This is a genomic window from Bradyrhizobium sp. CCBAU 51765, from assembly GCF_015291725.1.
Lineage (GTDB): Bacteria > Pseudomonadota > Alphaproteobacteria > Rhizobiales > Xanthobacteraceae > Bradyrhizobium > Bradyrhizobium liaoningense.
On the sequence record NZ_CP030038.1, the window covers coordinates 2,672,737 to 2,693,189 of the forward strand.

Genomic DNA, 20,453 nt, shown 5'->3' on the forward strand with positions numbered 1-20,453 from the left:
GGTCATGATCCCGCACGGACGAAACGAGCGTTGGCGACAGCCTAGCGCGCCCGCTACTCCCATTCAATTTCAGAGAATGCTGCAGTTGCGTTGCGGGCGTTGTAGTCGTCGAACAGCTGCCAATGCGGCCGTTCCGACGCGGCCGCCTTGTCCGCGGCGGCTCGGATCGGCTCGCCCTTCTTGTTCAGCGTGCGGACGTCGGACAGCAGCGTGGATAGGTAGCGCCGTTCATCGATCAGCGCGGCGGGCCAGTCGCTCACGGGGCCGTGACCGGGAACGACGCGGAGCGCCGGGATGGTCTCAAGCCGCTTCAAGGTGTCGAGCCAGCCGCGGATGCTGCCGTCCATGACCGGAATGTGGCGGAGAAAGACCAGGTCGCCAGCAAACAGGGTCCTGGTCGTCTCGTCGTACACGATCAAGTCGCTGTCGCTGTGTCCGGCCGGCCAGGCACGCAAGCTCAGGCGGCGCGATCCCAGATCGAGCGTCATCGTGTCGGTCACGAGCTGGGTCGGGGCAATGATCTTGACGGGATCGATCAGCTCGCTGCCCATGATGCGGCGGAAATTGTCGAGATAGAACGGCCCGCGCGTCGCGAGCGCCTGCGGCAGCCTGCTGTGCCCGACGAAGGTCGCGCCCTCCGCAACGAAGGCGGCATTGCCGAAGACATGGTCGGGATGGCCGTGGGTGTTGATGACATAGCGGATCGGCTTGGGCGTGCGGGCCCGCACGGCGGCCAGCAGCGCTTCGCCTTCGCGACGGCTGCCGCCGGTGTCGATCACGGCCACGGCCTCATCGCCGACGATGAACCCGACATTGGCAATGTCACCTTCGTTCTCGCGGGTCATCAGGGCGATGGTCCCGGAGTGCACGAAGATTCCCGGTGCGACTTCGCTCACAGGCAATTCGGCCGCACAGGCGCGTGCTAGCGTCGCTTCAAGCAGGAACCAGGCTGCGATCAGAGCGATGCGAGACACTTTTTTCTGCCTCAGTTCAAAGGGTTCGTCTCGTTGCACTGCAACAAGTTGGGCCAGCGCGAAGTTGGCACAGGTGGCGCGTCATGCGTTGCATGGATAACATCCAACCAAAACGAGGAGGAAGCGCGATGACGGAGGCCGGACGACATCGTCGCTGGTTGTTTTCACTGTGGGTCGTGGTCGCATCCTGTGCGTTCGGCGATGCCGCCATCGCGCAGACCAGCGAGACCGGCGATCTCTCATTCGAATTGGTCGATCCCAAGGTGCTGCGCGTCTGCGCCGATCCGCGCAATCTGCCGTTCTCGAACGAAAAGGGCGAGGGGTTTGAGAACAAGCTCGCCGAGTTTCTTGCGGACAAGCTCCAGAAGAAGCTCGACTACGTCTTCTTTCCGCAGGCCACCGGTTTCGTGCGGATGACGCTGGGTGCGCATCGCTGCGACGTCATCATGGGCTTCCCGCAAGGTGACGACCTCGTGCAGGGTACCAATCCCTACTATCGCACGAGCTATGCGCTGGTTTCGAAGGCCGGCAGCGGGCTCGAGGACGTCGATACGCTCGAGGACCCCAAGCTGAAGGGCAAGCATGTCGGCATCGTCGCCGGCACACCGCCGGCGACCAACATGGCGCTGGCCGGCCTGATGGGCGATGCAAAGCCCTATCCGCTGATGATCGACACGCGCTTCGACAATTCGGCACAGGCGATGATCAATGACCTCGCCGCCGGAAAGATCGACGCCGGCGTGTTGTGGGGGCCGATGGCCGGATACCATGCGAAGAAGGCCGGCTCTTCGCTCCATGTCACGCCGCTGGTGAAGGAAACCACCGGGCCGAAGCTGGTCTATCGCATCGGCATGGGCGTGCGCCCTGCCGACCAGAACTGGAAGCGGCAGCTCAACAAGCTGATCCAGGAGAACCAGGGCGAGATCAACAAGATCCTGCTCGATTTCGGCGTACCGCTGCTGGACGAGAGCGACCGGCCGCTCGGCGCGGAGGCGGCCAAGAAGACGCCATGAGACGGCCGCTTGCCGCTGCGATTGTCGTTGCTCTGCTCGTGGCACCGGCGTTGGCGCAGCAGCAGGAGCCGTTCGAGCCCGAGGGCTATCGCACCGACAATTATCGCGCGCCGGTGCCGGCGACGCTTGCCGGCGCGCGCGTGCTGACGACCGAGGAAGCGGAAGCGATATGGCGCGCAAACAGCGGCGCGTTCGTCGACGTGATGCCGCGCCCGCCGAAACCGAACAACCTTCCCGAGGGCACGGTGTGGCGCGATGCGCCGCGCCGGAACATTCCGGGCAGCATCTGGCTGCCTGACACCGGCTACGGCACGCTGCCGCCGGCCATGGATGACTATCTCCAGCGCGGCCTCGCGCGCGCCTCGCGCGGCAACAAGGGCGCCTTGCTCGTGATCTATTGCCTCGCCAATTGCTGGATGTCCTGGAACGCCGCCAAGCGTGCGCTGGCTTACGGCTATTCCAACATCGCCTGGTACCCCGACGGCACCGACGGCTGGGAGCGCGCGAAGCTTCCGACCGACGAGGCGCAGCCGGAGCCGCGGCCCGAGCAACATTGATCAGCGAGGATGCGCTTCCCCTCTCCGCAAGCGGAGAGGGGGCAAGCGCAGTGCTGCTATTTCTGCTTCTGCAGCTTCGTTAGCGTGCCGGTGCCGTTCGTCTCGGTGGCCGTATAGTTCACCCTGTCGCCGGCATGAACGGCATCCAGCATCGCGGCATCCTTGGTTTTGTACTCCTGAAGCGCGCCGGCGCTGCCAGCGCTGGCGCCGACCGTACCCTTCTGCGTCTGCTGGATCGCGATCGTGCCGTTGAGACGGTCGATCCGCGTGATCGTTCCGGTCATGTCTTCGGCAAATGCGCTGGATGCGAGCAAGCTAAGGGCCGCAGCGCCCGCGAAGATGAATTTCGTTGTTCCCATCGAGGCCTCCCGACGTATGGGGTTCACTTCGACAAGGCATCCTAGATCGATTTGGTTCCGGCAGATAGCTCGGCAAAAGGTTAACGATTGTGGAACTCTCGCGAAAGCCGTCAGCGAGGCTGCCGCTATTCCATTTCCTGCTGGATCACGCGGCCGAGCGCGAACAGGCGCTGGTCGATCGTGGTTGGAACCTCGCAGACGAACCGCACCACCTTGGTGCGGTCCTCGAAGATTCGGGTCTTCCAGATCAGCTCGTTGCTGAGCGCCTCCACCTTGGCCTCGTCGCGGGGTGTCGCGCCTTGCAGGGTGTGGAGTTGGAGCGTTTCCTCGCGAATCTTGTCGGCGGCCTCGCGCTGCTTCCGGCTGACGCGTTCGAGCCCGTTCATGACCTGCGAGCGCTGAGCATTGAGCGTGTCGAACAGACCGGCAAATAGCAGCTTCGCATTCGCCGTCTTGTCGGAACCGGAGGCGGCCAGAAACTCCTTCACCGATTTCTCGGCCTCGTCCAGCGGCGTCTTGCGCGCCGCCAGTCTTGCGACCAGCGCGCTGACCCTGGCGTCGTCCTTCCATTTGTTCTGGACGTCGTCGAGCGGCGGACCGGCCCACACGGCGGCCAGCGAGATCTCCGGCACCTTGGCCTGGGTGCAGGGCCAGTCCGGATAGCGCGGATCGGCCGCGCGCGCGGTCGTGCCGGACAGCGCGATCACCAGGGCAGCCAGGAGCCAGACCTTCATCCTTCGCCTCCCGCAGGCCCGCGTCGCGCCAGCCCGCGCGAGGGATCATAGGCCAAAATCGCTCCGACCATGAAGACGATTGTGCAGGCGGCAACCACCGCCAGCGAGATCCAGTTGATCTGCCCGTACAGCGCGAAGCGGATCAGCTCGACCGCGTGGGTGAACGGATTGGCCTCGCAGAGATAGTACAGATAAGGGCTGCCCTCCTGCACCCGCCAGAGCGGGTAGAGCGCGGAGGAGGCGAAGAACATCGGGAAGATCACGAAGTTCATCACGCCGGCGAAATTTTCCAGCTGCTTGATGCCCGAGGAGATCAGCATGCCGAGCGAGCCCAGCATCAGCCCGGACAGGACCAGCGCCGGCAGCACGGTGAGATAGCCCTGGGGCGGCGGGGTGATGTCCCAGAGCCAGGCGATCAGCAGGAATGCGTAGACCTGGAGCAGCGACACCGCGGTGCCTGCGAGCAGCTTGCAGAACAACAGGAATCCGCGCGGCAGCGGGCTCACCAGGAGCGTACGCATGTTGCCCATCTCGCGGTCATAGACCATCGAGAGCGAGGATTGCATGCCGTTGAAGAGCTGGATCATCGCCATCAGCCCAGGTGCGATATAGACCTCGTAGAGGATGTAGGTCTCGTAGGGAGGGATGATGGAGATGCCGAGCACTTGGCGGAAGCCGGCGGCAAAGATGAACAGCCACACCAGCGGGCGCACCAGCGCCGAGACGAAGCGCTCGCGCTGATGCAGGAAGCGCAGCCCCTCGCGCCAGACGATACCGGTGAGGCAGGTCAAGTACTCCTGGACCGAGAAGCCGCGCGGGGTGTCGCGCGTGGTGATGCTGCTCATGCGCCGCCTCCCGGCATCACTTGCGCGCCGGTCAGGCGCATGAAGGCGGTGTTGACGTCCTGCGCGCCGGCCTCGGCGATGACGCGGCTCATCGGCCCCTTTGCCAGCACCTTGCCCTGGTGCAGCACTACGAGATCGTCACCGGCGTTGATCTCGTCGAACAGGTGCGTGGCCCAGAGCACCCCGATGCCCTGCTCGGTCACGAGCTGGCGAACATGGCTGATGATGTCGGCGCGCGCCTTGACGTCCAGGCCCACCGTAGGCTCGTCCAGCAACAGCAGCCGCGGCCGGTGCAGCAGCGCCCGCGCAATCTCCAGCCGCCGCATCTGGCCGCCCGAGAGATCCCGGACCTTGCTGCCGGCGCGCTCTTCGAGCCCGATGCGGCCGAGCAGCTCGGCGCTGCGCGCGGCGGCCTCGCGGCGGCTGATGCCGTGCAGCGCGGCGTGATAGAGCAGATTCTGCGTCAGCGACAAATCGAGATCGAGCGTGCGCGGCTGGAACACGACGCCGAGCAGCCGCAGCGCCTCGCCGGGGCTCTTGCTGATGTCATGACCGAAGATGGCGACACGGCCGGACTGGATGCCGAACAGGCGCGTGACGAGCGAGAACAGCGTGCTCTTGCCGGCACCGTTCAGCCCAAGCAGCGCAGTCAAGCTCGCGGGCTGGACATTGAAGGAGACGTCCATCAGCGCGCGGCGCGGCCCATAGGCGTGGCTGACGCCGTCGATCGCCAGCGCCGGCACGGCAGCGGGATCAGGCCCTGGTGCGGCGTCGTGTGGTTCGGCGATCGGGGCGGGGCTGGTCATGGCGCGATCGTGACGCCCCAGGGCAGTTCGCCCACCTGAATGGTCTTGATCACCTTTTGCGCAGCGACGTCGATGACCGAGACGTCGTTCGACACGCCATTGGTGGTGAGCAGATACTTTTCATCCGGCGTGAACGCCACGTGCCAGACGCGTTGCCCGACCAGCAGGTATTTCGTCACCTTGCGCGAGGCGACATCGACCACGGCGATGCGATTGGCGGGGCCAAGCGCGATGAAGGCGGTCTTGTCGTCCTTGGTCATGCCGATGCCGACGGGCTGGATCGCCTCTTTCCGCAGGCCGGGGATCTCGAAGGTGACCTTGCCGATCACCTCGTGCTTCCTGGGGTCGATGATCGACACCGTCCCGCCGATCTCCGAGGATACCCAGACTTCCGAACTGTCATGCTTGAACTCGGCGAAGCGCGGGCGCGCGTCGACCAGCACGTTGGCGACGATCTGGCGCGAGGCGGTGTCGATGAAGTGCGCCATGTTGGTCGTCTCGGACGTGTTGATCAGCGTCTTGCCGTCGGGGCTGATGGTCATGCCCTCGGGCTCGACGCCGACCTGGATGTCGCCGAGGCGTGCGCGCTTATCGAGATCGATCACGGTCACCGTGTTGTCGTTCTCGTTGGCGACATAGAGGATCTTGCCGGCGGCATCCTGCGCGAACAGCTCGGGATCGGGCCCGGAGGGCAAGCTGTCCACCACGCTTTGCGTCTTGGCGTCGATGACCTGGATGGTGTCGTCGTCGCCGACCGCGACCAGCACGAACTTGCCGTCGCGCGTGAAATCGATGCCGCGCGGGCGCTGGCCGACCTTGATGGTCTTGGTCACGGTCCAGCTCTCGGTGTCGATGACGGACACCGTGTTGCTCTTCTCGTTCGAGACATAGGCGATGAACGCGTGTGCGGGTGCGGTGGTCAGCGCGAATGCCGCCAGCAAAGCTGTCCCCAGCATGCGCGACATCTGTCCGCGGGAGGTCTTCACCTCCCCCGCTTGCGGGGGAGGTCGCATCGCATCGACAGATGCGATACGGGAGAGGGCTCTCTCCTCTTGGGGGTTCTCGCGAGCGGAGAGATCCTCTCCCCAACCCTCTCCCGCACGCGGGCAGGGCAATCGCACTTGAATTTTGCAGAGGTCGTCATGCCCGGGCTTGTCCCGGGCATCCACGTTCTTTGTGCCGCGTGGAAAGGCGTGGATGGCCGGGACAAGCCCGGCCATGACGCTGTGGAGACAGTCGGTGCCCATAGCCACTTCCCATATGCGATAGCCCTGCGCACGCGGGAGAGGGGGCGCACCATCTCTGCGGAGGCTCCGTCGCATCACTTCGCTCACTTCAGCTTGCATTTGCTCTCCGGACGATCGTAGCCGAGCGTGTCGAGCTCGGAGACCTGGTGCAGGAATCCCTCCTGCGGCGACACCGACACCACCATGCGACCGTCGACCAGCAGGATCGGCTGGCGCAGCTGCAAGTTCCAGTCGCGCAAGGTAAGCCGCGTGCCCTTGAACGCGGCGACCGAGAAATCCGGAGCCTTGATGAAATCGGTCACCTTCTTGACGTCGCCGGAATTGGTGCGCGAGGTGGCTTCGCCGATCATGCGCACCGCGGTCCAGGCCTGCATGTCGAGCGCGGTCATGCGCCGCGAATTCAGCTTGAAGAAGCGGTTCTGCATCTGGATCGCGCCCCACTGGTCCTGCGCGGCGTCCCAGCTGCGCGGCACCAGCCCGGCCGAGCCCGCGACGGGCCGCGGATCCCAGGTGCGATAGGGCAAATAGGCGCCGAACACCTCGCTCTCGTCGGCGGCGACCAGCACGTCATAGGCCGGCGCCTGCTGAGTGAAGACAGGCATCTGGCGCTGTATCAGCGTCACGCCGCTATCGGTACGGCGTGCGCCGCCCTTGTCTTCGAAGGTGCGCTCCTGCACGATCTTGGCGCCGAAGCGCGTGGCGGTACGCCGGAGCGCATCGGCGAACAGCTTGTCCTCGTCATGGGAGCCGACCACGAGCAGCCAGCGCTTCCACTGCTTCCACACCAGGTATTGCCCGAGCGCGTCGGCGAGCATTGCCCGGGTCGGGGCGGTATGGATGACGTTGGCGCGGCAATCGGCCTCGCGCAGCCGTTCGTCGATGGCGCCGACGTTGAACAGCAGCGTGCCGCGGTCGCGTAAGGCGTCCGAGACCTTTAGCAGCGCATCGGCCGGCAGGTCGGCAACGATGAAGCCGTTCTTCTCGGCGAGCGCGGACGCCGCCTGCACAACGTCCTCGCCTTCCTTGATGCGCCGCTCCTCCAGCGTAAAGCGCTGGTTGAGGAATTTCCCGGTGGTGTTGTTGTCTTCGATGGCGAGGCGGGCGCCGGCAACGCCGTCATTCTCGGCCGGCTGCTCGACCAGCGACAGCGTCGATCTGGTGCCGGCGATGCCGAGATAGCCGACGCCGATCGTGACGGGGTCGGCCGCGAGCGCACTCGTCGCGGCAAGACTCCAGCCGATCAGGCCGACCAACCATCGGATCATGTTTCCTCCAGGTGTTCTCCCCGGCTTGACCGCCGGTGGAGAATTGTTTCTGCTTCAAGCATGACCGATTTGGCCCGCCTTGCAACCCCGCATTTCGTCCTCGCGCGCGCGAGACCGGGAATCACGATTATGCGAGCACTGATCTGTCTCTCGGCGTTGCTGTTGACGGGCTCGGTCGCACTCGCAGATCCGCCGAAACTCGCGGTGTTCGATTTCGAGCTGATCGACACCAGCCTGCCCGGCGAGTTCTACGGCTCGAAGCCCGAGCAGGCGCGGCTCGAGCGCATCAGCGAGCAGCTGCGCAAGGAACTGGCAGATTCAGGCAAGTTCCAGATGCTCGACATCGCGCCAGTCAGGGACGCAGCCCGTCACGCGAACTTACAGGCCTGCGGCGGCTGCGACCTCAAGCTCGCCGGCCAGCTCGGCGCCGACCTGGAGATCACTGGCCTCGTGCAGAAGGTCTCGAACCTGATCATCAATCTCAACATCTATATGCGTGACGTGAAGACCGGCAACATGATCACTGTCGCCAGCGCCGACATGCGCGGCAACACCGACGAATCCTGGTCGCGCACCATGAGCTATCTGGTCCGCAACCGCCTGCTGGCGCCGAATTACGGAAGACCCGAATAGTTCTTCTCTCCGCGAGCGCCGGTGCACCCTCTCCCGCAAGGGGAGAAGGAAGTAAGAGATCACGCCGTCAATCTCGCCGCATGCCAGTGCAGATGATCGCTCATGAACGTCGAGATGAAGTAATAGCTGTGGTCGTAGCCCACCTGCCGGCGCAGCGTCAGCGGGATATTGGTCCTGGTGCAGGCCTCCTGCAGCAGCTCCGGCTTGAGCTGCTCCTTCAAGAAATTGTCGGCATCGCCATAGTCGACGAGGAAGCCCGAAAATTTCGCACCGTCCTCGATCAGCGCCACCGTATCATGGTTGCGCCAGGTATCCCTGTTCGGTCCGAGATAGCCGGTCAGGGCCTTGATGCCCCAGGGCACCTGCGAAGGCGCCACGATCGGCGCGAAAGCGCTTGCCGCGCGAAACCGGTGCGGGTTGCGCAGCGCAACCGTCAGCGCACCATGGCCGCCCATCGAGTGACCCATCACCGATTGCCGCTTGACGTCGACCGGAAAGTTTTCCGCGACCAGCTTGGGCAACTCGTCGGTGACATAGCTCCACATCCGATAGTTGCGCGCGAACGGCTCTTGCGTCGCATCGACAAAGAAGCCGGCCCCTAAGCCGAAATCATAGGCGTTGTTGGCATCACCCGGCACGTCCGGCCCGCGCGGTGAGGTGTCCGGCGCGACGAAGATCAGGCCGAGCTCGGCGCAGGCTCGACGGAATTCGCCCTTCTCCGTGACATTGGCATGCGTGCAGGTGAGTCCGGAGAGGTACCAGACCACGGGTAGTCTGGCGTCGCTCGCGTGCGGCGGAACGTAGACCGAGAACACCATGTCGGTTCCGGTCGCCAAGCTTGCATGGCGGTAGACGCCTTGCACACCGCCATAGGATTTATTCGTCGAGACGGTCTGGATCGTCATGCCTGAAACTCCGTGGCATCTCACCACCTCAACATTGCAACGCTTGTGTGACCGAAATTTGTGGCGCCGTCAGGCGACGCCGCTGTCGATCGCCAGCCGCACCAGCTCGACGGAGGTTTTCACCCCGAGCTTCTGGCGCATGATCGACGAGGTATTGGCAACCGTCTTGTAGGACGATTGCACCAGCCAGGCAATCTCGGACAGGCTCTTGCCGGCGCTGAGCAGCCGCAGGATCTCCATCTCGCGCGCATTCAGCTTCGACAGCGGGCTCTGTGCCAGCGTCGGCCCCGCAAAGGCGATGCTGCGCGCGATCGCGGTCGGAAGGTACGTGCCGCCGCCGCCGACGGCGCGGATCGCCTCGACGAGATCGTCGGGATCGCCGGTCTTGGAGACATAGCCCTTGGCGCCGCACTCGATCGCACGCGCGGCGAACGCAGGATCGTCGTTCATGCTGAACATGATGATGCGGGCCTCGGGCGCGCGCTCGAGGATGCGGCGCGCGAGCTCGAATCCGGAGACGGTCGGCAGGTTGATGTCGATGATGCAGAGCTCGGGGCGTTCGACGATGAAGACGCACTCGCCGTCTTCGGCGTCGGCGGCCTCCAAAATCTCGATCTCGCCCTCGTCGGCCAGCACGGCACGGCAGCCGGAGGCGACAATGGGATGATCGTCGACGATCAGTATGCGCATAGGCGTTCCCCGCGACAGCGCGTTTCCCGTGTTGGAATTTGCCTGTTTTGCGCTGCACGCTGCCGGCATGAGGAGCTGCGCGTCTCATGTGGCCTCATGCAACCCGGCTGGGATTGCTGTACGTTTCCGATTAGATATCCGGCGCTTCGCCTCTGTCAACGTCATCGGACAGGCGCGGGCATCCTTCGCGAGGCACAGGCGATACCAATGTGGCAAAATTTATCCTTGCGCGGGCGCATCAACCTCTTGCTGGCGCTGCTGCTGGCGCTGGGGCTCGCCGTCAATATCGGCCGGCAGGTCGCAGAGGCCGGGCCGCGCGTGCAGGCCGAGGACCAGAGCGTGATCCGCCTTGCCCGAGAGTTCATCGAGATGATCGTGGCGGATCTCAACGAGGCTCCCGATCCGGATGCCAGGCTCAACCAGATCGCGCGCGATCTCAGCCGCCTGCGCCACGTCAGCATCACGCTTCGGGACGCCGGCGGCCATCCGCTGACGCCCCCCCGGCTTGACGCCGACGCCGACACGCGCGCGCCGCCGGCCTGGTTCGTCGCCCTGGTTCATCCCGAGCAGACCGCGGTCAGCGTGCCGGTCTCGATCCGGGGCAAGCCCGCCTCGCTTGTGATCACCTCGCATCCCGACGACGAGATCGCCGAGATCTGGGACGGGATCGTGACCCAGCTCGAGGTCGGCTCGGTGATCGCGCTCGCGCTGTTCTTCCTGATGATGAACGTGGTCGGCCGGGCGCTGGCACCGCTCCAGTCTCTGGCGGAGGCAATGGGGAAGCTCGAGGGCGGACATTACGATGCCCGTGTCGCGCCGGGCGGCGCGCCGGAACTCGCCGCGATATGCACCAAGCTCAACCATCTTGCTGCGACGCTTGGTGAGGCGGTCGAGGACAAACGGCGTCTTGCCGAGCGCGCGGTGTCGCTTCAGGATATGGAGCGCAAGGAGATCGCGCGCGAGCTCCACGACGAGTTCGGGCCTTATCTGTTCTCGCTGCGCGCGCATGCGAGCGCGCTGGCGAAGCTGGCGGACGGACGCGACCCGAGTGCGGATGCCGTGCGAAAACATGGCAGCGCCATGCTGGAGCAGATCAATGCACTCCAGCAATTCAACCGACGCGTGCTGGAGCGCCTTCGGCCCGTGGGCCTTGCCGAGCTCGGCTTGCGCAAGGCGCTCGAATCCCTGTCGCGGCTATGGCGGCAGTCGCATCCCGACGTCGCGATCGAGACCGTGATCTCGCCGGCGCTCGGGCCGACCGGCGAGACGGCCGATCTCACCATCTATCGTATCGTGCAGGAGGCGCTCACCAATGTATTCCGCCACGCCGGTGCGACTGCGGTCAATGTCGTCATCGAGCCGGTGGAGCAGATGACTCACGACGGCCGCGGCTGCGCCCGGGTGCGGGTCAGCGACAACGGCCGCGGCATGGAGCCAGGGCAGAAGCTCGGCTTCGGCCTCGTCGGCATGCGCGAGCGGATCCTGGCGCTGGGCGGCACGCTCAACGTCGTCTCCGGCGATGCCGGCCTGACCGTGGAGGCCTTGGTTCCAACTGCCTCGTCCTGATCTGAATGTGACGTCTACGACCTCGGGGAGAGCTCGAAATGCAGAAATTTGGCCGATGGATGGTCTCGATTCTGGCTGTCGGGATGGTGTCGGGATCTGCGCTGGCGGCGTCTCGCGGTGATCCGGTCAAGAAGTTCGATACCGACAGCGACGGGACGCTGGACCATATCGAGGTCAGGAAGGCGGCGACGGCGTTTTTCGCCAGGCTCGATCCGGATCACGACGGCACGCTGGACGTGCGGGAGTTGCGAGGCAGACTTTCCGCCAAAGAGATAGCGGCAGCGGATCCCGACCACGATGGAACGCTCTCGGTGAATGAATATCTCGCCGCCGTCTCGCAGCGCTTCGACGCAGCCGATCCAGATCACGACGGGACGCTGGATGGGAGAGAATTGAAGACGTCTGCCGGGCGCGCGCTGCTTCAGCTCCTGCAATAGATCAGGTGGCCGCGCGTCAGTTCGAGCTGTCTTCTCCGCCGGCAAGATCGCGCGCCCGGCGGAGCAGGTCGCTCGTGCGACGGATACCGAGCTTGCTCCTCGCCTGCTTGATCAGCCGGGCGACGGCCCGGGGCGTGATGGCCAGCTCTTCGGCGATCGCAGAATATGAATTTCCCTGGCCAAGCAGGCTGAGCGCCTCTCGTTCTCGGCGCGTCAGTGTGGCGACGTTGCCGGAATCGACGTGATCGGGCAGGGGCACGCCGCGCAAATTGATCCGCTCGTCGACATAGCGATGGCCGAGCCTGACCTGACGCACCGCCTTTGGCAGTTCGTCCGGCGGAGAGTCCTTCAGCAAATATCCGATGGCTCCCGCCTTGATCGCGGACGCGACGATATTTGCGTCCGCATGCATGCTGAAAACCAGGATGCGGGCGAGTGGCGCATCCGAGGAGATGCGGTGCAGCAAGTCGACACCGCCGAGTGCTTCTCCGGGAAAGGTCAAATCGAGGATGACGACTCCGGGCCGGTGCTCCAGAAATGCTTCATAGCCGCTCGGCACATCGCGCGCAGCGACCACGTCCTCGACGTCCCCCAGCATGATGCGACAGGCTTCGGCAATGATGGGATGGTCGTCGACGACGAGTATGGGGCTCAAGGGATATCTCTGAAAGGCATGATGTTTCAAAGGATTGAGGCGTGTGGCGAGCGTTGGGCGCGCCGGCTGCAGCAATGCCTGCCGCAGCCGTCTCGCCGCGTCACTTCTTCGGCCGTATTGCGTCGGCCGTGCCCTGGATGAATGCCTGAATCTTCACGACGTCGGCTTCGGTCAGCTTGCCCGTGAAGTCCGGCATACCCTTGTCGCGGAACGGTCCCTTGAACACGATGTTCTTGAGGTTGGCGATCTCCTCCGCCGGCACGTAGCCGAGGTTGCGGACGTTGCCGCCCTTGTCGACGCCGGGCACGCCATGGCAGGTGGCGCAGGCGGCGACATAGAGCGCCGTTCCTTCGGGCACGTCCTTCGGATCGTACTTCACGCCCTGGAGAAGGCCTTCGGTCTGGTACTTCACGAACTCCGGCAGCGGCGCCTTGCCGTTGAGCGCGAACGTGTAGACCGTCCCGGGACTTTGCCGCTCGGTCGCCCGTTGCGCCATGCCATAGACTCCGCCCCAGCCGACGGCAATCGAGACATACTGCACGCCGTCGAGCATGTAGGTCGAAGCCGCAGCGACGACGCCGGTGCCGGTCGGTGTTTCCCACAGCGTCTTGCCCGTCGTGGCGTCATAGGCGACGAAGCGTCCATCCGCGGTGCCCTGGAACACCAGGTTTCCGGCCGTGGTCAGCGTGCCGCCGTTCCATGGCGAGGGGTATTCGACGCGCCAGGCTTCCTTCTGCCTGACCGGATCCCATGCGACGAGGCGTCCGAACGGAAGACTCTTGGGCGGCTCTCCGTTGAGCACGAAACCGACATTCCAGCCGGTGGCGCCGCCGAACTTGCCGGGCGTTGCAGCATTCTGCTTGAACTTCTTTTCCGGAATGAGGTTCAGCGGCACGTTCTGGGCCGGCAGATAGACCAGCCCGGTTTGCGGGTTGAACGACATCGGGTGCCAGTTGTGGGCGCCGTAGGGTCCCGGGATCGAGTCATAGGCCGCGTCGCCGCGCGCGGCCGGCACCTCGATCGGGCGGCCGTTGGCGTCGTAGCCGGTGGCCCAGTTCACATCGACGAAATTCTTTGCCGAGATGAATTTGCCGTTGGTGCGGTCGATCACGAAGAAGAAGCCGTTCTTGGGCGCGTGCAGGATGACCTTGCGCGGCGCGCCGTCGATGCTGATGTCGGCGAGTATCATCGGCTGGGTCGAGGTGTAGTCCCAGTGGTCGCCGGGCGTCTCCTGATAGTGCCAGGCGTATTTGCCGGTATCGGCGTTCAGCGCCACGATCGAGGCGAGATAGAGATTGTCGCCGCCGGCGGGGCTGCGCACGTTCCGGTTCCAGGGCGAGCCGTTGCCGGTGCCGATGTAGACGAGGTTGAGCTCGGGGTCGAAGGTGATCGTGTCCCATGGCGTGCCGCCGCCGCCGTTGAGCCAATATTGGCCGGCGGGATCCCAGGTCTTGGCCGCCTTCTCCATCGACTCGTCCTCGAACGGCTTTGACGGATCGCCGGGGACGGTGAACCAGCGCCAGAGCTGGTTTCCGCTTTCGGCCTCGTAGGCGGTGACGTAGCCGCGCGCGCCATATTCGGCGCCGCCTTGTCCGATCACGACCTTGCCGTTGAAGACGCGCGGCGCGCCGGTGATGGTGTAGGAATGCTCGTGGTCGATCAGCGTGTCCTTTTCCCAGACCTTCTTGCCGGTTGCCGCGTCGAGCGCGATCAGGCGGCCATCATAGGCGGCCACGAACACCTTGCCCTTGTAGAGGGCGACGCCGCGGTTGACGACGTCGCAGCAGCCCCTGTAGCCGAGCTCGCGGTTGACTTCCGGATCGAAGGTCCAGATGCGCTTGCCGGTTCGCGCGTCGATGGCATGCACGACGCTCCACGGGGCGGTCTGGTACATGATGCCGTCGACGACGACCGGCGTCGCCTCGACGCCGCGCGAGGATTCGAGGTTGTAGGTCCAGACCAGACCGAGGCCTTTGACGTTGTCGCTCGTGATCTGGTTGAGCTTCGAAAAGCGGGTCTCGGCGTAGTCGAGACCGATCGTCGGCCAGTTGTTGGACGTTGCGGTGTTGGCCTTGATGTAGGCGCCGTCGACCTGCGAGGTGATGGCCTTGATGCTCTCCGGCGTCGGGGTCTTCGCGGAATCCTGCGCAGACGCGGCGGTGATGGATGCGGCGAGGCCCAAGCCTGCGAGAAGACCGACGACAAGACTGCTGCGGACTGGCCGAGCCGATGAATATCGAGCGGAAAAGCGGTCCCCCAACGTCATCATTTTCCTCCTGTATTCTTGTTTGCCGTAAAGGCACCCCGCCCGCGAGGGCGGGGTGAGTCTACGGATGAATGACTCGCGATCGGATCGCGATGTCGAGCCAAGGATTGCACGAAGGTCTTTCACGAGGTTCGGCAAAAAGTCTCGCGGCGGCCGGGAATAGTTCCCGGTCGCTCCCGATGAGGCTCGCCCACGCCGTTGGAGGGGCCGGGAATAATTCCCGATTTGGTCGGGAATTCGTGCGCCGGACCGGGCGGACCTTTTACGGCTGGTGCTCTTCGGCTGTTGGCCTGTATCGTTCGCCCAACCGGCGGGGAACCGAGAGAGCCGGACGATACGGGTGGAGGCGGGCAGGAATGGGCGTTCGTGGTCTGGTCATCATTTCAGTTTCCACGGGAATGGTTGTTGCGACCAGCGCGATGGCCGCGCAGGACGAGGAGACCAACATCCAGAATCTGCCGCCGGTCGAGGTGGCGGCGCCACCGCCTGCGGCGGCGAGGCGCGTCGCACCGGCGCGACCGGTCGCGCGCATAGGGGCGCCGGGGTCCGCCAGCCCCAGGACACGCCTTTACGTCTACCCCACCGCGCCGGGCACGGGCAGGGGTCTCGACGTCGACAAAGTCCCGTCGGCGATCAATGCCGTTGATGCCAGCCAGATCAAGCGGACGGGTTCGCTGAACGTCACAGATGCGCTGCGCGACTACGTGCCGGGCGTCAACATCAGCGAAGTCACCGGCAATCCGTTCACGCCCGATGTCGAGTTCCGCGGCTTCGTCGCCTCCCCCGTGACCGGCACCCCGCAGGGCCTTGCCGTCTACCAGAACGGTGTCCGCATCAACGAGGCGTTCTCGGATGCCGTCAATTGGGACCTGATCCCCACCGCTGCGATCAGGTCGGTGACGCTGGTGACCAACAACCCCGCCTTCGGTCTCAATGCGCTGGGCGGCGCGATCAACCTGCAAATGAAGGACGGCTTCACCTATCAGGGCGCCGAGATCGACATGATGGGTGGCTCGTTCGGCCGCATCCAGGGCTCGGCGCAATGGGGCAAGCAGGTCGACAAGAACTACGCCGTCTATGCCGCGCTCGAAGGCTTGCACGACAACGGCTTTCGTAATTTCTCTCAATCGGACGTACGGCGCTTCTACGGCGATGTCGGTTACAAGGCCGGCGACAGCGAATTCCACGCCAACATGGGGGTCGCCAAGAACAATTTCGGTGCCAGCGCCACCGTCCCGGCCGAGCTGCTGGAAAAATATTGGGGCGCGACCTACACCACACCGCAGACCACCGCCAACCGCGTCGGCTATCTCAACCTGACCGGAAAGGTCGACGCGACGCCGACCTGGACGCTCGAGGGCACGGCCCATGTGCGCAGGTTCGAGCAGAACATCGTCGACGGCAATCCAACCGACGTGGAGGAATGCGCTGCAGATGCCGCGCTGCTCTGCTTCGGCGACGACACCACACCTGCCAACGGCGCGGGCGGCGTGCAACTCGCCAACCCCTTCGCACCGGGAACAATTTTGGGAGCGATCGACCGGAGCTCGATCCGTTCGACGACGTTCGGCGTGTCGGGGCAGGCCACCAACACCGATCAACTGTTCGGCCACGACAACCGCTTCGTGATGGGCGCAACCTATGACGCCAGTACCACGCGCTACAACGCCAGCTCCGAGATCGGCTCGATGGGAGAGAACTACGTCGTCAGCGGTAGCGGTGTCTTCCTGGGGGCGACTCCCACGGCAGATCCCGTTGCCGGCCCCGTCTCGTTGCGGACCGTCAATCAATACAACGGCCTCTACGCGATGGACACGTTCAATGTCACGGACGCTTTCGCGATCACGGGCGGCGGCCGCTTCAACGCGGCGCGGATCACGCTCGAAGACCAGCTCGGGACTGCGCTGAACGGCGATCACACCTATACCCGCTTCAATCCGATGATCGGCGGCACCTACAAGATCACGCCGGGATTGACCGCCTATGCCGGCTATTCCGAGGCCAACCGCGTGCCGACGCCGCTCGAGCTCGGCTGCGCGGATCCCGCCCGGCCCTGCCTCATTGCGGCCTTCCTGGTTGCGGATCCGCCGTTGAAGCAGGTCGTCTCCAAGACCGTGGAGGCCGGCTTCCGCGGCACCAGGGAGCTGAATATCGGCACTCTCGGATGGAAAATCGGCGGCTTTCGCGCCACCAACTATGACGACATCGTAGCGGTGCCCGCCGTCGGGCGGACGGGCTTTGGCTATTTCACCAATGTCGGCCGGACACGGCGGCAAGGTCTGGAAGCGGAGGTCAACATCAAGTCGCCCACGCTTCAATTCCAGGCGAGCTATGCCTTCGTCGACGCGCGCTTCCTTGATCCGCTCGAGCTCGGCTCGGAAAGCCCGTTCGCCGATGACGCCACCGAGACCATCCAGGTCAGACCCGGCAACCAGATCCCCGCGATCCCGCGCCACCGCGTCAAGGTCGGCGTCGACTACGCCGTGACCGATGTCTGGAAGGTCGGCGGCAACGCCCTGTTCGTCTCCAGCCAATACATCGTCGGCGACGAGTCGAACCAGTTCGCGAAGCTGCCGTCCTATACGGTGTTCAATCTCCACACGTCCTACCAGGTGACGAAGAACATCCAGCTCTACGGCCGCGTCGACAACGTGTTCGACAAGCGTTACGTGACCTACGGCCAGTTCTTCGATCGCGAGGCCCTGCCGAACTTCACCAATGGCGGCGCGGAGTTCGTCGACCCGCGCTCGCTGAGCCCGGCGAGGCCAAGGGCATTTTACGCAGGAATGCGCGTGACGTTCTGAGTTACAGCAAGCGCTGATGCTTCCTTCTCCTGGAAAGAGGGAGAAGGAAGCATGGGGCGCCCCAGGCTCAGTAATCCCAGAACACCGGCACCCAGCGGAAGGCATCGCCGTCGACCGCGACGTGGCCGACGGACGGGAACGGCAGGTGCGTGGCCACCAGCATCTCGCCGGTCCTGGCAAGCTCCCGCAAAAGACCTATGCGAACGCGCGCCGCCTCCTGAGGGTCATGTTCGAAACCGTTGTGCCAGTCGGGCTGCTCGAACCCGACGGCAAACACGGCGTCGCCGGCAAACGTCAGTGCATCGCCGCCGGATGCGATCCGAACCACGCTGTGTCCGGGGGTGTGACCGCCGGTGCGACGTACGACGACGCCAGGTGCAACCTCGTGCTCCTCATCGAATGGCCTGAGCTGACTGCCATACGCTTTCACGAACTGCTTGGCGGTCGCCCGCAGCGCATCGGGGAAGCCCTGCGGCATGTTGGTGTGCGTGAAATCAGGCGCTTCCCAGAATTTGACCTCGGCGGCTGCGACGTGGATGCGCAGGTCCTTGCGCAGTCGCTCCTTCACTCCGTCGACGAGCAGGCCGCCGATGTGGTCCATGTGCATGTGGGTCAGCACCAGATCGGTCACGACGGAAAGATCGATGCCGGCAGCCTCCAGTCGCTTGATCAATTGCCCGGCCCGCGGCAAGTGCAGATCCGGATCGGAGCCTAGTCCAGCATCGATGAGAATGGTCTTGTCAGCGCTGCGGACCATCACCGCATTTAGCGCCCAATCGAAGGCATCCGGCGGCAGGAACATCTCTTGCAGCCAGCTCGCCCGGTCCGCCGCGGCGGCGTTGTGCCCAAGCATGATGGTTGGCAGCGGCAGCACGCCGTCGCTGACCACCAGCACGTCGATGTCGCCGACCTTCAGCGCATAGCGCGACGGGACGAGCTCTTCGGGCTTCGATGTCGCGGGGTAGGAGGTGTTGTGCAGGTTCATGTTGATCTCCTGTTTCAGTGCTTCTGGCTGGTGTTGGTCGATCCGGTCGCGCAGCCAGGGAGCGCGGCCGTCATCGCATCGTGCGTTAGAGGCTGGTCACGCGTTCCGGATCGGCAGACGCGAGCGCAGCGGCGCGTTCGGCCTTCGGCGGGTAGATCCAGACCGTGTTGATCTCCTGCTTCGTCTTCTTGGCGACGTCACCGACCATCTCGACCTTGCGATCCCAGCCGCGGGTGAACAGTGCGCCGGCTTCGCCGAGATCGAGACAGGTGACGTAGGCCTTCTGGTGGTAGGGCCTGGTCGGAACGCCGAGCAGCTCGGCGGCGGCATTGTTGCCCGCAAAGGCGCCCATGCGCGTGGCGTGCTGGCAGGACATCAGTGCGTAATTGCCCTCGTCGTCGCAGGCGGCACGGGCCGCATCGCCGGTCGCGAAGACGCCCTCGACGCCTGGCACCCGCAAGCAGCGATCGACCAGCAGCCGGCCGAAATTGTCGCGCTCGGCGGGGATTTGCGCCGTCAGAGGGGCGGCACGAATACCCGCCGCCCAGATCACGGTTTCGGTTTCGATGTGTTCGCCGCTGGACAGGGTGACACCGGACTCGTCGAGCGAGGCGACGCCGGCACCGAGGCGGGTCTCCACGCCGAGCTTGTGGAGGGCGCTCTCGATGACCGGCCGCGGACCTGAGCCCATGTCGGGTGCGATCGCGCTGTTGCGCTCGACGATGATGACGCGAGTCCTGGCATTCGGGCCGAGGATCGCGCGGAGCCGCGCCGGCATTTCGGTGGCCGCCTCGATGCCGGTGAAGCCGCCGCCGGCGACGACGACCGTGTCGCGCCCGTTCACGGCGGGTCGCTTGGCAAGGCCATGCAGATGCCTGTCGAGCGCGATCGCATCGTCGAGCGAGTCGACGCTGAACCCGTGTTCGGCAAGACCCGGGATGTTCGGGCGGAACAGCCGGCTGCCGGTGGCGACCACGAGGCGATCGTAGGAGAGCGTCTTCTTGGTGCCCTCCGCCGTGGCGATCCTCACCATGCCGGATTGGGTTTCAACCGTCTCGACGCTGCCCTGAACATAGGTGACGTCGATCGCCTTGAGCACATCGAGGAGCGGTGCCGTCAAGGTCTCCGGATTCTTCTCGTAGAGCCGCGGGCGGACGACCAGCGTCGGTTCGGGTGCGACCAGCGCGATCTCGAGTTTGTCGGGCGAGACGCCCTGGATCTCGCGCAGGCGAGCGGCGGAAAGGGCGGCGTACATGCCGGCGAAGCCGGCGCCGATGATGACTAGTCGCATTGACGGTCTCCTTTGGTTGATCTTCCTGGGCACAGGCGCGTTGCCGCTGCCGCTGCGGGTTTGCGGCAAGTCCTGTCGCGGTCAGCGACGACGCGAATGATTGAAGCGAGCTTGCTGACGGCTATTGGAGCGGGCAGCCGGTCGGCCCGTCCTGACGAAAGACGATCGACCGCGCGGACTTGCGGCTCCAGTCCTGGTAGGGAAGGCGGAAGCTGTCCCCGCTGATCACCGAAATCACCGGGTGGGCGCGTTGTGCGGATTGCGGCGGGATGTCGTCACCTGTTGCTGAAGTGAAGCGAACAGTCAGCGTAAGTCCGTACACGACCGCGGTGGCGAGACCCTTGCGTGATGAGGTGATGGCCAACCGGTGGACAAAGTCTTTCCCGATCATCATTTGCCTCCGTCATGGGATTGGACATGG

Annotated in this window: 20 protein-coding genes; 6 read left to right on the plus strand and 14 right to left on the minus strand. The window is 64.7% G+C overall.

Annotation, left to right across the window (positions count from 1 at the left end; genetic code table 11):
• Window positions 1-53 precede the first annotated feature (53 nt).
• A complete protein-coding gene (locus tag XH96_RS12695; protein ID WP_194392799.1) occupies window positions 54-974 on the minus strand; it encodes a quinoprotein relay system zinc metallohydrolase 2 in 921 nt (306 codons plus the stop codon).
• A 128-nt stretch (window positions 975-1,102) separates the two neighbouring features.
• Between XH96_RS12695 and XH96_RS12700 the strand changes: the two genes are divergently transcribed.
• Both XH96_RS12700 and XH96_RS12705 read left to right on the plus strand, forming a co-directional pair.
• A complete protein-coding gene (locus XH96_RS12700) occupies window positions 1,103-1,987 on the plus strand; it encodes a substrate-binding domain-containing protein (protein ID WP_061883466.1) in 885 nt (294 codons plus the stop codon).
• Window positions 1,984-2,544 carry a PQQ-dependent catabolism-associated CXXCW motif protein gene (locus XH96_RS12705; protein WP_194392800.1) on the plus strand — a complete coding sequence of 187 codons (561 nt, stop codon included), beginning with the start codon at window positions 1,984-1,986 and terminating at the stop codon, window positions 2,542-2,544. Before XH96_RS12700 ends, XH96_RS12705 begins: the two co-directional genes overlap by 4 nt.
• A gap of 56 nt (window positions 2,545-2,600) precedes the next feature.
• On the opposite strand, the gene XH96_RS12710 is transcribed toward XH96_RS12705, so the two are convergent.
• From XH96_RS12710 to XH96_RS12735, 6 genes are all read right to left on the minus strand, one after another.
• On the minus strand, window positions 2,601-2,903 hold the full coding sequence (locus tag XH96_RS12710; protein ID WP_194392801.1) for a copper-binding protein: 303 nt from the start codon (window positions 2,901-2,903) through the stop codon (window positions 2,601-2,603).
• A 125-nt stretch (window positions 2,904-3,028) separates the two neighbouring features.
• Complete coding sequence (locus XH96_RS12715) at window positions 3,029-3,637, minus strand: hypothetical protein (RefSeq protein WP_194392802.1); 609 nt, start codon at window positions 3,635-3,637, stop codon at window positions 3,029-3,031.
• Window positions 3,634-4,482 carry an ABC transporter permease gene (locus tag XH96_RS12720; protein ID WP_194392803.1) on the minus strand — a complete coding sequence of 283 codons (849 nt, stop codon included), beginning with the start codon at window positions 4,480-4,482 and terminating at the stop codon, window positions 3,634-3,636. Before XH96_RS12720 ends, XH96_RS12715 begins: the two co-directional genes overlap by 4 nt.
• Entirely contained in the window at window positions 4,479-5,288 is an 810-nt protein-coding gene (locus XH96_RS12725; protein WP_194392804.1) for an ABC transporter ATP-binding protein, read from the minus strand. The genes XH96_RS12720 and XH96_RS12725 overlap by 4 nt, the downstream gene beginning before the upstream one ends.
• A complete protein-coding gene (locus XH96_RS12730; protein ID WP_194394122.1) occupies window positions 5,285-6,253 on the minus strand; it encodes a YVTN family beta-propeller repeat protein in 969 nt (322 codons plus the stop codon). The genes XH96_RS12725 and XH96_RS12730 overlap by 4 nt, the downstream gene beginning before the upstream one ends.
• Window positions 6,254-6,618: 365 nt before the next feature.
• Entirely contained in the window at window positions 6,619-7,800 is a 1,182-nt protein-coding gene (locus tag XH96_RS12735; RefSeq protein WP_194392805.1) for an ABC transporter substrate-binding protein, read from the minus strand.
• Window positions 7,801-7,860: 60 nt separating this feature from the next.
• On the opposite strand from XH96_RS12735, the gene XH96_RS12740 reads away from it, so the two are divergent.
• Window positions 7,861-8,433, plus strand: coding sequence for a DUF3280 domain-containing protein (locus XH96_RS12740; protein WP_194392806.1), 573 nt, complete (start codon window positions 7,861-7,863; stop codon window positions 8,431-8,433).
• A gap of 59 nt (window positions 8,434-8,492) precedes the next feature.
• Here the strand turns inward: XH96_RS12740 and fghA are convergent, their stop codons facing one another.
• Window positions 8,493-9,338, minus strand: a complete 846-nt coding sequence (gene fghA / locus XH96_RS12745; RefSeq protein ID WP_194392807.1) for an S-formylglutathione hydrolase — start codon at window positions 9,336-9,338, stop codon at window positions 8,493-8,495.
• A gap of 69 nt (window positions 9,339-9,407) precedes the next feature.
• Window positions 9,408-10,028 (minus strand): response regulator transcription factor, encoded by a 621-nt coding sequence (locus XH96_RS12750; protein WP_028180673.1) that lies wholly within the window; start codon window positions 10,026-10,028, stop codon window positions 9,408-9,410.
• Window positions 10,029-10,235: 207 nt separating this feature from the next.
• Here XH96_RS12750 and XH96_RS12755 point away from each other — a divergent pair, with 207 nt between their 5' ends.
• Together XH96_RS12755 and XH96_RS12760 are read left to right on the plus strand one after the other, a co-directional pair.
• Complete coding sequence (locus tag XH96_RS12755; protein ID WP_194392808.1) at window positions 10,236-11,594, plus strand: histidine kinase; 1,359 nt, start codon at window positions 10,236-10,238, stop codon at window positions 11,592-11,594.
• Between the two features lie 38 nt (window positions 11,595-11,632).
• Window positions 11,633-12,031 (plus strand): calcium-binding protein, encoded by a 399-nt coding sequence (locus XH96_RS12760; protein ID WP_246790065.1) that lies wholly within the window; start codon window positions 11,633-11,635, stop codon window positions 12,029-12,031.
• Between the two features lie 16 nt (window positions 12,032-12,047).
• Here XH96_RS12760 and XH96_RS12765 read toward each other — a convergent pair whose 3' ends face one another.
• Entirely contained in the window at window positions 12,048-12,686 is a 639-nt protein-coding gene (locus tag XH96_RS12765; protein WP_246790066.1) for a response regulator transcription factor, read from the minus strand.
• Window positions 12,687-12,786: 100 nt separating this feature from the next.
• Window positions 12,787-14,955, minus strand: a complete 2,169-nt coding sequence (locus tag XH96_RS12770; RefSeq protein ID WP_194392809.1) for a PQQ-dependent dehydrogenase, methanol/ethanol family — start codon at window positions 14,953-14,955, stop codon at window positions 12,787-12,789.
• Between the two features lie 353 nt (window positions 14,956-15,308).
• Here XH96_RS12770 and XH96_RS12775 point away from each other — a divergent pair, with 353 nt between their 5' ends.
• On the plus strand, window positions 15,309-17,756 hold the full coding sequence (locus tag XH96_RS12775) for a TonB-dependent receptor (RefSeq protein WP_194392810.1): 2,448 nt from the start codon (window positions 15,309-15,311) through the stop codon (window positions 17,754-17,756).
• Between the two features lie 67 nt (window positions 17,757-17,823).
• Here XH96_RS12775 and XH96_RS12780 read toward each other — a convergent pair whose 3' ends face one another.
• The 3 genes from XH96_RS12780 to XH96_RS12790 form a co-directional block, all read right to left on the minus strand.
• Entirely contained in the window at window positions 17,824-18,741 is a 918-nt protein-coding gene (locus XH96_RS12780) for an MBL fold metallo-hydrolase (RefSeq protein WP_194392811.1), read from the minus strand.
• 85 nt (window positions 18,742-18,826) lie between these two features.
• Window positions 18,827-20,032: an NAD(P)/FAD-dependent oxidoreductase gene (locus XH96_RS12785; protein ID WP_194392812.1), complete on the minus strand. Its 1,206-nt coding sequence runs from the start codon at window positions 20,030-20,032 to the stop codon at window positions 18,827-18,829.
• A 121-nt stretch (window positions 20,033-20,153) separates the two neighbouring features.
• Window positions 20,154-20,426: a hypothetical protein gene (locus XH96_RS12790; RefSeq protein WP_194392813.1), complete on the minus strand. Its 273-nt coding sequence runs from the start codon at window positions 20,424-20,426 to the stop codon at window positions 20,154-20,156.
• Window positions 20,427-20,453: the final 27 nt, after the last annotated feature.